15 protein-coding genes are annotated in these 12,748 nt (G+C 68.2%); 6 read left to right on the top strand and 9 right to left on the bottom strand.

The window, feature by feature from the left end:
- Position 1: 1 nt before the first annotated feature.
- From ACFYRX_RS41915 to ACFYRX_RS41885, 7 genes are all read right to left on the bottom strand, one after another.
- Positions 2-823, bottom strand: coding sequence for an ABC transporter permease subunit (locus ACFYRX_RS41915; protein WP_389112034.1), 822 nt, complete (start codon positions 821-823; stop codon positions 2-4).
- A 4-nt stretch (positions 824-827) separates the two neighbouring features.
- The gene (locus tag ACFYRX_RS41910) at positions 828-1,763 is read right to left on the bottom strand and encodes an ABC transporter ATP-binding protein (protein ID WP_389112032.1); all 936 of its coding nucleotides are present in this window, start codon (positions 1,761-1,763) and stop codon (positions 828-830) included.
- Between the two features lie 31 nt (positions 1,764-1,794).
- Positions 1,795-1,956 (bottom strand): hypothetical protein, encoded by a 162-nt coding sequence (locus ACFYRX_RS41905; RefSeq protein ID WP_389112030.1) that lies wholly within the window; start codon positions 1,954-1,956, stop codon positions 1,795-1,797.
- 612 nt (positions 1,957-2,568) lie between these two features.
- Positions 2,569-3,618, bottom strand: coding sequence for a HoxN/HupN/NixA family nickel/cobalt transporter (locus ACFYRX_RS41900; RefSeq protein ID WP_389112163.1), 1,050 nt, complete (start codon positions 3,616-3,618; stop codon positions 2,569-2,571).
- A gap of 1,242 nt (positions 3,619-4,860) precedes the next feature.
- The gene (locus tag ACFYRX_RS41895; RefSeq protein ID WP_389112029.1) at positions 4,861-5,529 is read right to left on the bottom strand and encodes a 4'-phosphopantetheinyl transferase; all 669 of its coding nucleotides are present in this window, start codon (positions 5,527-5,529) and stop codon (positions 4,861-4,863) included.
- On the bottom strand, positions 5,526-5,732 hold the full coding sequence (locus ACFYRX_RS41890) for a hypothetical protein (protein WP_389112027.1): 207 nt from the start codon (positions 5,730-5,732) through the stop codon (positions 5,526-5,528). The genes ACFYRX_RS41895 and ACFYRX_RS41890 overlap by 4 nt, the downstream gene beginning before the upstream one ends.
- A gap of 98 nt (positions 5,733-5,830) precedes the next feature.
- A complete protein-coding gene (locus ACFYRX_RS41885) occupies positions 5,831-6,124 on the bottom strand; it encodes a heavy-metal-associated domain-containing protein (protein WP_389112025.1) in 294 nt (97 codons plus the stop codon).
- A 172-nt stretch (positions 6,125-6,296) separates the two neighbouring features.
- Between ACFYRX_RS41885 and ACFYRX_RS41880 the strand changes: the two genes are divergently transcribed.
- The 3 genes from ACFYRX_RS41880 (at position 6,297) to ACFYRX_RS41870 (ending at position 9,187) form a co-directional block, all read left to right on the top strand.
- The gene (locus ACFYRX_RS41880) at positions 6,297-6,722 is read left to right on the top strand and encodes a hypothetical protein (protein WP_389112023.1); all 426 of its coding nucleotides are present in this window, start codon (positions 6,297-6,299) and stop codon (positions 6,720-6,722) included.
- A gap of 74 nt (positions 6,723-6,796) precedes the next feature.
- Positions 6,797-8,416 (top strand): multicopper oxidase family protein, encoded by a 1,620-nt coding sequence (locus ACFYRX_RS41875; protein ID WP_389112021.1) that lies wholly within the window; start codon positions 6,797-6,799, stop codon positions 8,414-8,416.
- A gap of 120 nt (positions 8,417-8,536) precedes the next feature.
- Complete coding sequence (locus ACFYRX_RS41870) at positions 8,537-9,187, top strand: class I SAM-dependent methyltransferase (RefSeq protein WP_389112020.1); 651 nt, start codon at positions 8,537-8,539, stop codon at positions 9,185-9,187.
- Between the two features lie 264 nt (positions 9,188-9,451).
- Here the strand turns inward: ACFYRX_RS41870 and ACFYRX_RS41865 are convergent, their stop codons facing one another.
- The gene (locus ACFYRX_RS41865; protein ID WP_389112018.1) at positions 9,452-10,081 is read right to left on the bottom strand and encodes a DUF305 domain-containing protein; all 630 of its coding nucleotides are present in this window, start codon (positions 10,079-10,081) and stop codon (positions 9,452-9,454) included.
- A gap of 85 nt (positions 10,082-10,166) precedes the next feature.
- Complete coding sequence (locus tag ACFYRX_RS41860; RefSeq protein WP_389112016.1) at positions 10,167-10,568, bottom strand: DUF6153 family protein; 402 nt, start codon at positions 10,566-10,568, stop codon at positions 10,167-10,169.
- A gap of 470 nt (positions 10,569-11,038) precedes the next feature.
- Between ACFYRX_RS41860 and ACFYRX_RS41855 the strand changes: the two genes are divergently transcribed.
- From ACFYRX_RS41855 to ACFYRX_RS41845, 3 genes are all read left to right on the top strand, one after another.
- Positions 11,039-11,269 (top strand): hypothetical protein, encoded by a 231-nt coding sequence (locus ACFYRX_RS41855; protein WP_389112014.1) that lies wholly within the window; start codon positions 11,039-11,041, stop codon positions 11,267-11,269.
- Between the two features lie 134 nt (positions 11,270-11,403).
- Positions 11,404-11,736, top strand: a complete 333-nt coding sequence (locus ACFYRX_RS41850; RefSeq protein ID WP_389112012.1) for a hypothetical protein — start codon at positions 11,404-11,406, stop codon at positions 11,734-11,736.
- A gap of 1 nt (position 11,737) precedes the next feature.
- Entirely contained in the window at positions 11,738-12,739 is a 1,002-nt protein-coding gene (locus ACFYRX_RS41845) for a tyrosinase family protein (RefSeq protein ID WP_389112011.1), read from the top strand.
- Positions 12,740-12,748: the final 9 nt, after the last annotated feature.

The following is a 12,748-nucleotide window of genomic DNA, read 5'->3' as shown; positions in this document are numbered from 1 at the left end:
GCTACGCGTCGCGGCGGGTGATCGAGACGAATCCGGCCGTTAGCGCGATGGCCGCGTACAGGCAGAAGACACCGAATCCTGTCCACGGGCTCAGGCTTGCCGCTTCCCGCTGCGAGGCGACGAAGATGTCGCTGCCGGCGTTCATCAGCAGATACGGGCCGATCGAGTCGCGCCAATTTCCCGGCATCAACTGGACGAAGATTTGCGGCACGAAGAGCAGCCCGAAGAGTGCGGCGATGGCGCCTGCGCTGGACCGCAGCACTGCCCCGAGGCCCAGACCGAGCAGTCCGAGGACCGCGAGGTAGAGGCCGCCGCCCATGACGGCGCGCAGCACGCCCGGATCGCTCAGAGATGTCTTCATGTATCCGGCGTCGCTCGGCAGGAACGCCTCGAACGCGAAATAGGCGGCGAAGCTTGAGATCGTCCCGCCGATGACTGCGGCCGCCGCGAAGACGACCGCCTTCGCGGAGAGCACGCTGCTGCGCTTGGGAACAGCGCTGAGTGTGGCCCTGATCATGCCGGTGCTGTACTCGCTCGTGATGACGAGTACCCCGAGCACTCCGATGGCGACCTGCGACAGGTGCAGTCCGGCCAGGCTCAGCTGGATCGAGTCGGTGGTTTTGCGGTCGGCGGCCGAGAGTCTGCCGGGAATGAGAACGGCGACGACAGCGGCGAGGACCACGTTGAATACGACGGCGCAGGCCAGCGTCCAGAAAGTGGAGGGCACTGACCGGATCTTGAGGAGCTCTGACCGTAGTGCGTTGACGAATGCGGTCGTCTTGCCGTAGCTGATCGTGGGACCGACGAGGGTTGTCACGGTCATGGCCTCAGTTCGTGTTCTGCGCCGGGACGAGTCCGCCCCCGCCTGCCTGATATTCGCCGGAGCCGCCGGTGAGCTCCATGTACCTTTCCTCCAGGGTCGCCTGGTGCACCGACAGCTCCAGCACGGTCGCCCCGTTGACACCGGCCAGTTTTCCGACCTCGTCACTGGTGACCCCGGTGATGCGCAGCGTTTCGCCGCCTTGGACATCGACAACGGCGCCGTGTTCGCGCAGTAGCGCTGCCAGGCCCTCGGCCTGGGGCGAGCGCACACGGACGAAGCTGCCCTCGCCACCGACGAGGAAGTCGGCGATCGGTGTCTCGGTGATCAGCCGACCCCGGCTGATGATGATCAGCCGGTCCACGGTCAGCGCGATCTCACTCATCAGGTGGCTGGAGAGCAGGACTGTCCGGCCATCGGCGGCAAGGGACTTGAGGAGGTTGCGGATCCACTGCACACCCTCAGGGTCGAGGCCGTTGACCGGCTCGTCCAGCAGCAGGACCTTGGGGTCGCCGAGCAGCGCCGCAGCGATGCCCAGGCGTTGCCCCATCCCCAACGAGAAACCGCCGGAGCGCTTGCGTGCGGCGCCGCGCAGCCCGACCTGTTCGAGCACCTTCTCGACGCGGGCCCGGCCGATCCCGTTGCTGAGCGCCAGACACATCAGATGGTTGTAGGCACTGCGGCCGCCGTGCACCGCCTTGGCCTCCAGCAGTGCGCCGACCTCGACCAGGGGGCGGCGGAAGCTGGTGTACTGCCTGCCGCCTACCGTCACCGAACCCGAGGTAGGCGTGTCCAGGCCCAGCACCATACGCATCGTGGTCGACTTGCCCGCCCCGTTGGGGCCGAGGAACCCTGTCACTTGGCCGGCCGGAACGCTGAACGACAGGTCGTCGACGGCCAGCGTCGCGCCGTAGCGCTTGGTGAGGCCGATCGCCTCGATCATCTACGAACTCCAGACTTGTCGGGCGTGTCGGTCACGCGCCGATGACGCCGGTGACGTGCAGCAGGATGACCGCGACGACCACCACCACGCCGACAGCGATCAACACCATGCGCGTCCGCTTCGACATGCCCCGGACCAGCGTCTGCTCTCCCGCGTCGTCCGTAGCGTCGGAATGGGTCGGCAGGTCAACCATGGATGTCTCATCTCTGCGGCTGTGGTCAAGGGGTGTCAGGGCGCCCATTTTTGCAATACACGGTGTCTCTGTCAAGTCGCTCTGACTACATGGGATTACGACTGTCGCTATCGTCGGCAGGTTGTCCGTTGGTGCGCACGGCCGGCTCCGGTGTGCACGATGCGCCGTAACCCCCCTTCGGTGTACAGATGCCGGGGGCCGGAAAGTCATGGTCGCCTGCCCCCGAACCACCGCCCGTCAGCACCAGGCACAGCGCCGTAAGGCCATCGGCGCGACACCGAGCGAAGGGTGAACGGCATGACATCCAGACCACCCCGGCGCACGCCTCCCTTGTCGGTTCTGCGGCCGGCCCTGAGATTCCTCGCCGGCGCATTGCGACGCATCTGGTACCACGTCCACACGTCCATGAGTGAATTCGGCTGCACCGCAGTGGGGTTGGTGCCTCCGGAAAAGGTCCCCGCGCAGGCGAAGCCGTATGTTCTGTTGTCAGAGGACGAACTGCTCTGGCTGGCGGAAATGGAGTGAGGACAGGGGCCGACGGCGATCGCGCAGCATCAGGCGGTGAGCGGGTGTTTGACTGCGGTAATTCCGCGGTTGCCTTGGAGGCTGCATTCAGCCGTTCGGTACCACCGCCTCCTCGCGCTCCTGCACCTCTGCGGACCACCTCTGCTCGACGCGTCCGAGTTTCCACACGCCGAGCGCGACGACCCAGGTGACCACGAAGAGACCCACGATGAAGTACCCGATCTTGTTCAGATCGACGCCCGCGACCGCGTCCCAGAAGAAGCCGTGCAGTCCGAGCCGGTCCTGCAGGATCGCCAGCAGTTCGATGGTCCCCACCAGCAGCGCGACTGCCACGGACAAGCCGGTGATCGTGATGTTGTAGTACACCTTGCGGATCGGCTTGGCGAACGCCCAGCCGTAGGCGAAGTTCATGAACACTCCGTCAACGGTGTCGAGCAGTGCCATTCCGGCCGTGAAAAGTACCGGCAGGCACATCACTGCGTACCAGGGAATCCCGGCCGCGATTCCCGAACCGGCCAGCACCATGAAGGCCACCGAGGTGAACGTGTCGAATCCCACCCCGAAGAGGACTCCGATCGGATAGATGTGCCAGGGCTCGGTGACGCTGTTCATGAGTCCCCGCAGGATCCGGTTCATGAATCCGCGCTTGTCCAACTGCTCTTGCAGCGCCGCCTCGTCGTAGTCTCCATGGCGCATCTGCCGGAAGACCTTGATGATGCCCACGAGGATGATCAGATTGAGCACACCGATCAGGTAGAGGAATCCGCCCGAGACCGCGGTTCCCACAAGTCCACCTACGCTGTGCAGGAGCGAATCGTCGTCCGAGACCTGAACGCCGATCGCCTTCACCCCCAGCACCAACAGCACCGTCATCAGGCAGACCACCGTCGAGTGGCCGAGCGAGAACCAGAACCCCACGGTCAACGGTCGCTTCCCCTCGGACATCAGCTTCCGCGTGGTGTTGTCGACGGCCGCGATGTGGTCCGCGTCGAAGGCGTGCCGCATGCCCAGCGTGTAGGCGAGCAGGCCGGTGCCCAGACCAAAGGCAGCACCCTGGACCCGCCAGTGCTCGGGTGCCACCAAGAGGATGAGTGTGCCCCAGCCGACAATGTGCAACAGGGCGATGAACCCGGCCATCCCGCTGATGCGGCGGCGGTCAGCGGTCGTCAGCTGTCCATTGATCCGGGCTAGCCGACCTTGCACCGGTTCCTTCACGAGTGTCGATGTCATGAGTGGTGAGAGGCCCCGGAGCTCAGACGAGCCCGTCGCCTCCGTCTCCCTTCGATGCGCGTGCGGTTCTCCTGCGGAGGACTTGGCGATGGAGGTGCCCACGTCTTTTTGCGCGACGGGGCCTCCGGTGTACGACCACGGCAAACATGCTGGAAGCGCTGTGTAAGCAAGTTGGATTGCGGCGGCCGCCGGACGGCCCATCCGGCGGTGGGCCTTGCATCGAACGATGCGACGAGGCTTGGAGATTCGCCTCGCCGAGGTTTCGCCAACGACCGTAACCGCAGCATCAACGCTGTTGCAACAGTGTCGCAACTGCCCAGTCTGTCGCCGGCTCCCGAGCACTACGGACAGGGGACGGTGCCTGCGGCAAGCCGACCGCTGAACGGGGACTGTCCTCGTTCGCCCCCGTAGCTGTTTCGGTGGTGACGGGGTGTGGCTGGCATCGTTGCGACCACATGTGCGATGTCAACGAGCTTGTGGGGCCTGTATGTTCGGGGTCATCGAGAAGGTGACGAACGGGGCGAGCTGATCCGGATGCGGACACGAGGGGCCGGCGGCATGCTCAGGCTGGGGGCCACCAGGCAGCAAGCCGGACAATGAGGCCCATGCCCCCCTTACCAGTGAAGTGTTCACCCACTGCACCAGGACCGCCGCGACCTGCGACGCCCAGGACAGCAGACGGTGGATCGCCTGTGACGAATCCGGATGGGACGGGGAGCAGTTCCTCAACGGAAGGCGTTCATCGCGTTCGCCTCACAGCTGGCCGTGGACATGGAGAAAGCCGTCACACTCACACTCTTCGACGAGTTGGAACCTCCCGCGCGGTGACGCGTCCGCCCACAGACAACACCGGGCCGCCGGCCGTCGCGCCGCTCGTCCACGAACCGGACGAGCGGATGCTGCAGTTGCCGAAGCAAGCGGGCGCAGACCTGCGTACAGTCATGACAGCCCTACCGGAACCGGTCCTCCCGCCGCCACTGCCGACAGTCCGGCTCACCGCGGGCCATCGTTTGTCGACGGCGCACCCTTCGGCTCACTACGGGGCGAGCACGTCGCAGGGACTGCGAGAAGAACGGCTCCAGCGGTCCGGCATCCGATGTGCGGTCGTGCGGGCGCCGGGGGCTGATGCCGGCGGGCCGGGCTGCGCATTCAGGGCCGGTACGCGACGGCGGTCATGACGAGGCCGCGAATGACCTGCCAGCGTCCGTCAAAGGCGCTCAGCTGCCGGCCTTCCCGGTCACGGCCCTCGCGCAGGAGACTGGCGCGGAAACCTCCGCCCTGCGGGTCGATCTCCAGCTCGGCCTCCTTGAAACCGAGCAACTCTCCGGTGAGCGGGAACCAGGTCTTGTAGACGGATTCTTTGGCGCTGAACAACAGCCGGTCCCAGTGCACCGAGGGGGCATGGCGGGTCAGTTCGGCCACCCAGTACTGCTCGCGCGGCAGCGCCACCACGTCGAGGACCCCGTCCGGCAGCGGTGCGTGCGGCTCCGCGTCGATGCCCAGAGAGGCGATGTCGGCACTACGGGCGACGGCGGCGGCGCGGTAGCCGTCACAGTGGGTCATGGATCCCACGATGCCCTGAGGCCATGTCGGCGCGCGCCGCTGACCGGGCACCAGCGGTTCGGCCGTCCGTCCCAGCGCCGTCAGAGCCCGGCGCGCGCAGTACCGCACGGTGGCGAACTCCCGGCGCCTCTTGTCCGCCGCGTTCGCAATCACGGCCTGTTCCTCGGGGAAGAGGAACACCGCCGGAGGGTCCTCGAACGCCTCGGCGGTCTCCGCATCCCGGGGCAGCAGCCCGGCCAGAAGTGTCGCACTCACCGTCTGCCTGTCCCGAGATCCATCCGGCGCAGAATGCCATGCGGATGGCCGTGCCTGCGCCACTGCCGCGGACAGCCCAGGCAGACCTCCGGGAAGGGCACCTGGTCGTGGACTGTTCGACGCGGGATGGGCAGATGGCCGTAGAGAACGTAGGAGACCCGGAAGCGACGGGGCCGGTCCTCGGTACGCCGCGTGCTGGTCATGGAGATTCTCCTGGGAGGACCGGGACGTACGGCGTCCGTATGAACGGAGCGGGGACGACGTTTTGTGGCCCGCAGCCGCCGGGCCACGGGTGAGGGGCTCAGATCATGCCGACGAGTTCGTAGCCGGCCTCGTCGACAGCGGCGCGGACGGCCTGCTCGTCGAGCGGGACGGCAGAGGTGACGCGCACCTCGCCGGTGGCGGCGACAGCCTTGACCGCCGTGACGCCGTCCAGCACGGATATCTCCTGCGAGACCGCGCCCTCGCAGTGGCCGCAGGTCATGCCGGACACCTTGTAGACGGCGGTCACCCCGCCGGCCTCGACATCGGTCGCGCTTGAGTGGCAGGAACCGTCGGCGGAGCAGCAGGAGCCGGAGTTCTTCTGGTCGGTCATTTTCTCTTCCTCGGGTGCTCGACGGGTGGGTGCTTCTGCGAGGCAGGGTCTCCGCTCCTCCCAGCGCGACCAATATAGACATACCCCATAGGGGTATTACAAGAGGCGGATCGGTACCCCCTGGGGGTAAGATGCGGCATCACTGATCGGCAGGCACGGCACAGGTGATCTCATGGCGATGCGAGCAGGGCGCGGCGGCGGGGCCGTCCGCTGGGCGTACGGGGTGGTCGTCACCCTGTGCGCCGTGCTGGCCGTGCTCGTCCACCACGAGGTGACCGCGATCGGGGCCGCCCCGATGCCCGGTATGTCGCTTGCGGCCATGCAGGCCGCGGACCACGCCGGCCACGGGATGCCCGACGCGGTACAACCGTCCTTCTCGGGCTCCTCGACGCACGATCTCGGCGCCGGTACGTGCGCGGGGGCCGGCATGCAGCACTGCGGCGCGGCCGGCGTCTCCTCGGTGCACCTCGTCGCACCGGATCACAACGACGTCCCCCCGCCTGTGAACCTCCCGCCGACGCTGTCCGGGAATGCGCCCGGCACCGTCGTGAGCCGAGCTCCACCCGATCTGTCCGTCCTCTCCCAGCTGCGCATATAGGCGCACCGCACGGCGCTCGACGCGCCGTGCCTCCGCGCCCCCATCCGCAGTTGCACAGCAGAGGACAACGAAAAATGAACAGCATCAACCGCCGCTCCGTCCTGCTCGCCGGGCTGGGAGCCGCAGGCGCCGGCGCGCTCGCAGCCTGCAGCAGTGGTTCCGGCTCCGGTGGCAACGCCGCCCTGGCCGGCCCTTCCGGATCCGAGGTCGCCGCCGCCGAGAAGAAGCGGGCCGGCACCGGACGGCAGCAGAAGCTCACCCTGACCGCCGCGTCCGCGGTGATCGACCTGGGCGGCGGGGTCATGCCGAAGACCTGGGCCTTCGACGGACGTACCCCGGGCAAGGAGGTCCGGCTGTCCGTCGGCGACACCCTGGTCGCCGAGCTGTCCAACCAGCTCCCGAACAGGACCACCACGTCGGTCCACTGGCACGGCGTCGCCCTGCGCAACGATATGGACGGCGTTCCGCCCGTCACCCAGGCCGCCGTCCGGGCCGGCTCCACCTTCACGTACAAGTTCATCGCCGACGTCCCGGGCACATACTTCTTCCACCCGCACGTAGGCGTCCAGCTCGACCGCGGTCTGTACGCCCCACTGATCGTCGAGGACCCCAAGGAGACCCTCGCCTACGACGACGAGTGGGTCGTCCTCCTCGACGACTGGGTCGACGGTGTCACCGGCACGCCGGACGAGGTCTTCGCCGAACTCAAGCAGGGCATGGGCGGCATGGACATGGGCGAGAGCAGCCCCAGCCCCAGCTCCAGCAGTACGGAGAGCCACGACATGGGCGGGATGGACATGGGACGTGACTCCGCGTCCCCCTCCGCCTCGGCCTCCTCGTCCGGCGACATGTCGACGAAGTTCATGCTCATGGGCGCCACCAGCGCCCTGCTCGGCGGCGACGCCGGCGACGTGAAGTACCCGTACCACCTGATCAACGGCCGCGTGGCGAGTGACCCGGACGTCTACACCGGCAAGCCCGGCAAGAAGGTGCGACTGCGGATCGTCAACGCCGGCTCGGACACCGCCTACCGGGTCGCCCTCGGCGGCCACAAGCTGACCATCACCCACACCGACGGCTTCCCGGTCCGGCATCAGGAGGTGGACGCCCTGCTGGTCGGCATGGGTGAGCGCTACGACGTCCTGGTCACCCTCGGGGACGGCGTCTTCCCGCTCGTCGCACTCGCCGAGGGCAAGGACGCAGGCGGCCTGGCCCTGATGCGGACCGGCGCGGGGAGCAAGCCCTCAGCGACGGTCCGCCCGAAGGAACTGGGCGGCATGATCATGACGGCGTCCCAGCTGCGCTCCGCCGACGAAGTGCGGCTGAACTCCGCCCAGACCGACGTCACGCACCAGATCAAGCTGACCGGCCGCATGGAGAAGTACAACTGGGCCATCAACGGCACGCCGTTCGACATGAACGATCCCGGGGCGCACCCGATCGTCGTCCGGGAGGGGCAGCGCGTACGGCTCGACTTCGTCAACGACAGCGCCATGTGGCACCCGATGCACCTGCACGGCCACACATACCAGATCGGCGATTCCGGGCCACGCAAGGACACCGCGATCGTGCTGCCCGGGAAGAAACTGTCCGTCTTCTTCGACGCCGACAACCCGGGCCAGTGGATGCTGCACTGCCACAACGCCTACCACGGTGAGGCCGGAATGATGGCGAACCTGGCCTATCGGGCCTGACCTGCCCTCGCGGATCGGCCGTCGAGCACGCACATCGACGCGTTCTCCATCCGGGGGTGGACCCTGACTGTCCACCCCTGGGCCGATCCGCCCTTGCCACCGCCCTGCTGGAATAGCGCCGTGTCTGCCGTGACTGCGACCCTGCCCCGCATCTGGCCCAGCCCGGGCGGCAAGCCCCTTCCGCCCGCCGGGACGGCCGAGGTCTTCCGCGCCTTCGCCCGTGACCTGGCGGCAGGCCGTCGCCCCTGGGACGCCGGCACCGCCCATTTCATCGCCGCTCAATTCGACGAACTGGCCGCCGAATGGGACACCAGCCGCGCCACCGGCCGTGACGATCCGCTGCGCGACGCCCTGGACCGGGGCGGCCCCTTCCCGGACGGCACCTGCCTGGAACTCGGATCGGGCACTGGTCTGTTCACCCCGCTCCTCAACAGCGCCTTCGAGCAGGTGATCAGCGTGGATCTTTCGGAGCGGATGCTCCACCAGGCCGTACACCGCTCACCGCTGCGCGTGCGGGCCGACGCCAGTGCCCTGCCCGTGGCCGACGGCCAGGTCGCGGTCATCACCGCGATCGACATGCTCCTGTTCCCCGCGGAGACCGCCCGAGTGCTGACCCCGTACGGCGTGCTGTTGTGGATCAACCAGCTCGGCCAGGACGGCCCGCTGTACCTGCCGGCCGAAGACGTCGCCGCCGCGCTGCCCGGCGAGTGGCGCGCCGTGGAGGCCCAGGCTGGCTGGGGCAGTTGGGCCGTGCTGCGCCGGCAGGGGTGACGAGGTGTCTACGGCTGGGTGGAGCGTGGGGTGTAGTGGCCGAGGAACATGTCGACGCCGCCGCCGATCAGGCGGTCACCCTCAGCGCGATCACCGCCGCGGTGAGCGCGCTGTCGCCCTCGTCCTCGTACCGCACAGCAGACCGCAGTCGACGGGCGGCCCGCACGCGCACTGAACGCCGGCGACCCCGAACCGATACCCCGCCGACGCAGGGGAACGGGGCCCGGTGCGAACACCGGGCCCCCTTCGTCCGTCCGGCGCGTGTCAGCCCTTGCCGAGGAGGTTGTTCATCTCCGTGATCTCGGCGGTCTGCGCGGTGATGATGTCGTCGGCCATGGACGTGGCGGGGCCGTACGCGCCCTTGTTCTTCTCCGCGGTGGCCATCTCGACGGCACCCTTGTGGTGGTCGATCATCATCGTCAGGAACATGGTGTCGAAGTCCGTGCCGGACATCTTCTTGAGATGGCCCATGTCCGTGCCGTCCATCATTCCGGGCATGCCGGAGCCCGCGGAGTGGTCCATGCCGGGCATCGAGGACGACATGTCCTGGCCCCAGGACTTCAGCCAGCCGTTCATGGTCTGGATCTCCGGATCCTGCGCCTTCTCGATGCGCGAGGCGAGGCTCTTCACGGTGGCGGACGAGGCACGGCCGACGGCGAGCTTCGCCATCTCCAGGGCCTGCTGGTGGTGCGGGATCATGCCCTGGGCGAAGGCCATGTCCTGCTCGTTGTGAGCGGCGGCGCTTGAGGAGGCCGAGGACGACGAGGCGGAGTGCCCGTCGTGCCCGCTGCTCGCACTGTCGCTGTCGTTGCCGCAGGCGGCGAGGACGAGGGCGGCCGTGACAGCCGTGGCCGTGAGGGCGGCCCGGCGGGTGAGGGTACGGGTGTTGCGCATGCTGGAACTCCTGCTGTGAATAAGGGATCTGGACATGCCGAGGAGCAGCGCGCCGCCGAGCAGCGGGCGCGGTGCAAGGCGGTGTCTAGATCCGCAGGAGTTGGAGTTCTGCCAGGGACGGCGGGGCGCGGGCGCCGTCCGGGGCCCCAGCCGCGTACGAGCACACGGTGTCGGCGCGTACCGGTAGGGCCATCGGGTCGGGAACCAGGGCGGGCAGCGCCGGCCCGCCGGTCACCGCACCTGACGCGCAGGTCGAGTCGGCGTGCCGGAGGTGGCCTCCGCCGCAGTCGCCGTCTCCAAAGCAGCCATCAGGGGTGCTGACCACTGCCGTCATGTGCTGCGGCTCGACGCGTTCGTGTGCGTGCGGCTGCAGGCCGCCGGGAGCCAGAGCGTGCATGCCCAGCAGCCCCGCCAGCAGTCCGAGCACGAGCAGCGCCCGCCACCGCCCGGCCGGCGGTCGTGGAGGGCGCTGCTGCGGGCTGGTCATCGGGCTCATCCTGGGCAGGTGTCGGGGTGCTGGTTCAGTCGTGGTGTCCGTGGTGCATACGGGCGTCGTCGTGTTCGTGTTCAGCGTGATCGGGTGAGCCGCCCATCATTCGCCGCATCGCCGGTGCGCCAGAACCGTACGAGCAGACTCGCGGCCAGCAGCATGAAGGCGATGGTGAGCCAGGTCGTGCAGTTCCAGGTGATGCCTTACCCGGGATCTTGGCGTCGGCCTGGTCGGGGTCAGTCCCAGGCAGCCGAAGGCGAACTCGACGGCGTATCCGGCGACCGCCATCGCTGCGAAGTAGGTGAGACCAGGAGGAAGACGGCCATAGGGGCGCCGTAGTACTTCCGGTAGACGTTGAGGATCGGGACCGGCATCCGGCGGTCCCGGCGAGCGGCTGGAGCGGGTACCGGAGGCCTACGCGTTCATCCAGCAGCGGCGCCACGGCCACGGGGCTGAGCTCGGCGCACTTGCTGCACCGGGGCGAGCACATCTCGGGAGCGGAGCAGCACCTCCAGCACTTCCTTCGGGAGCTGTTCGCCGAGGGCGCGCAGACCGGGGACGTACGGGACGACGTCTCCTCGGACGAACTCGCGAGCTACTGCCTGCACGCCCTCGCCGCCGCCGGCACCCTCGACTCCAAAGCCGCGGCCAGGCGCCTCGTTACGGTCACTCTGACCGGACTGCTTTCCGCCGGGTGATGCAGGTCCTGCGTCCGTTTCGCGGGCTCTGGCCGGAGGGGACGGAGATGCGGTGGGCGGGTTCCGGCGCGATGGTGGGAGCGGAGGACGTCCCCAGCCGCTCCCGCAGGAATTTCGCTGCCAGGAGGTCCGCAATGGATCCAGTCATCGACCCGACGGAACTGAGTGCTGCCGCAGCGCCGGACGGACTCGGAAGCTATCTGGCCGGGCTGCCCATGCCGCCCATGCACCATGCACACGGCCCGGCCAAGAGTGTCCGTACGACGCAGTACGAGGGCCATCGGATCGTGGTCACCACCACCTACGAGGTGACGGTGGACGGGGAGCCGGTGAAGGCCGATCTCCAGGTGGACGACAGCGGCACGCTGTACTGCCACGGTCTGCCCAACTACCAGTTCGCCTCGGCACTGGACACCGTCCGGGCCCTGATCGCCAACTATCCCGACCGCTTCGGGGGAGGTGCCTGAGATGGCCGTGGTCCGCAAGAACATCGTGACCGACCAGACCTCGCGGGACGCCTACGTGCGCGGCGTCGGCCTGCTGAAGGCGGAGGAGAGTCAGTTCACCACCGCCGACTTCAACATCCCGGGCCCGACCGTGCCGGTGCACACCTACGACCTGTTCGTGATCTGGCACGGCCTGACGATGATGACCCCTATCCCACCGGGCGGGAACCCGCTCGTGCGGAACGCGGCCCACCGCGGGCCGATCTTCCTGCCGTGGCACCGGGTGATGCTCGCCGTCCTGGAAGCGAATCTCCAACGGGTGCTCGCCACAGCTGACTTCGCGCTGCCCTACTGGGACTGGGCGGCCGACGGGGACCTCGGCTCACCGACCGGCGCCGCGATCTGGACGCCCGCGTACATGGGCGGGCAGGGCAGCCCGGTCGCCGACGGCCCGTTCGTGTTCGACCCGGCCGATCCGAGCAGTTTCACGGTCCGCGTCGAGAGCGACCTCAACGGGATGCTCGTGCAGACGGGGCGGGGCCTGAACCGGGACTTCGCACGGGCCTTCCCGGCGGGCTGGCCGACCCTGCCGACCAGCGCGGACGTCAAGGGCGCGCTGGACTTCACACCGGCCGGCGGCAGCCCGGCGGACCGCTACGACACCCTCCCCTTCAACGCTTCCTCGGAGGGCTTCCGCAACCGGGTCGAAGGCTTCATGCCGCGCACGCCGACCCAGCCGGTCCACCTGCACAACCAGGTCCATCTCTGGGTCGGCGGCGACATGACGCCCGCCACCTCTCCCAACGACCCGGTGTTCTTCCTCAACCACTGCAACGAGGACCGGATCTGGGAGGGCTGGATGAACCGCTACGGCCGCCTCTACGCCCCCGACATGACAGCCCCCGCGGCCACCTTCAAGGGCGAGCGGATCGACGACCCGATCGTCTCCCCGCTCGGCCCGACCGGCACACCCCGGACCGTCCTGGACATCTCCGCGATCTACACCTACGACGTACTGCCCTGAGTCCGGTAC

This window comes from Streptomyces sp. NPDC005374 (assembly GCF_042872225.1).
Classification (GTDB): Bacteria; Actinomycetota; Actinomycetes; order Streptomycetales; family Streptomycetaceae; genus Streptomyces.
Note: the sequence above shows the minus strand (reverse complement) of the source record. Positions and strands in the feature narration are given on the sequence as shown.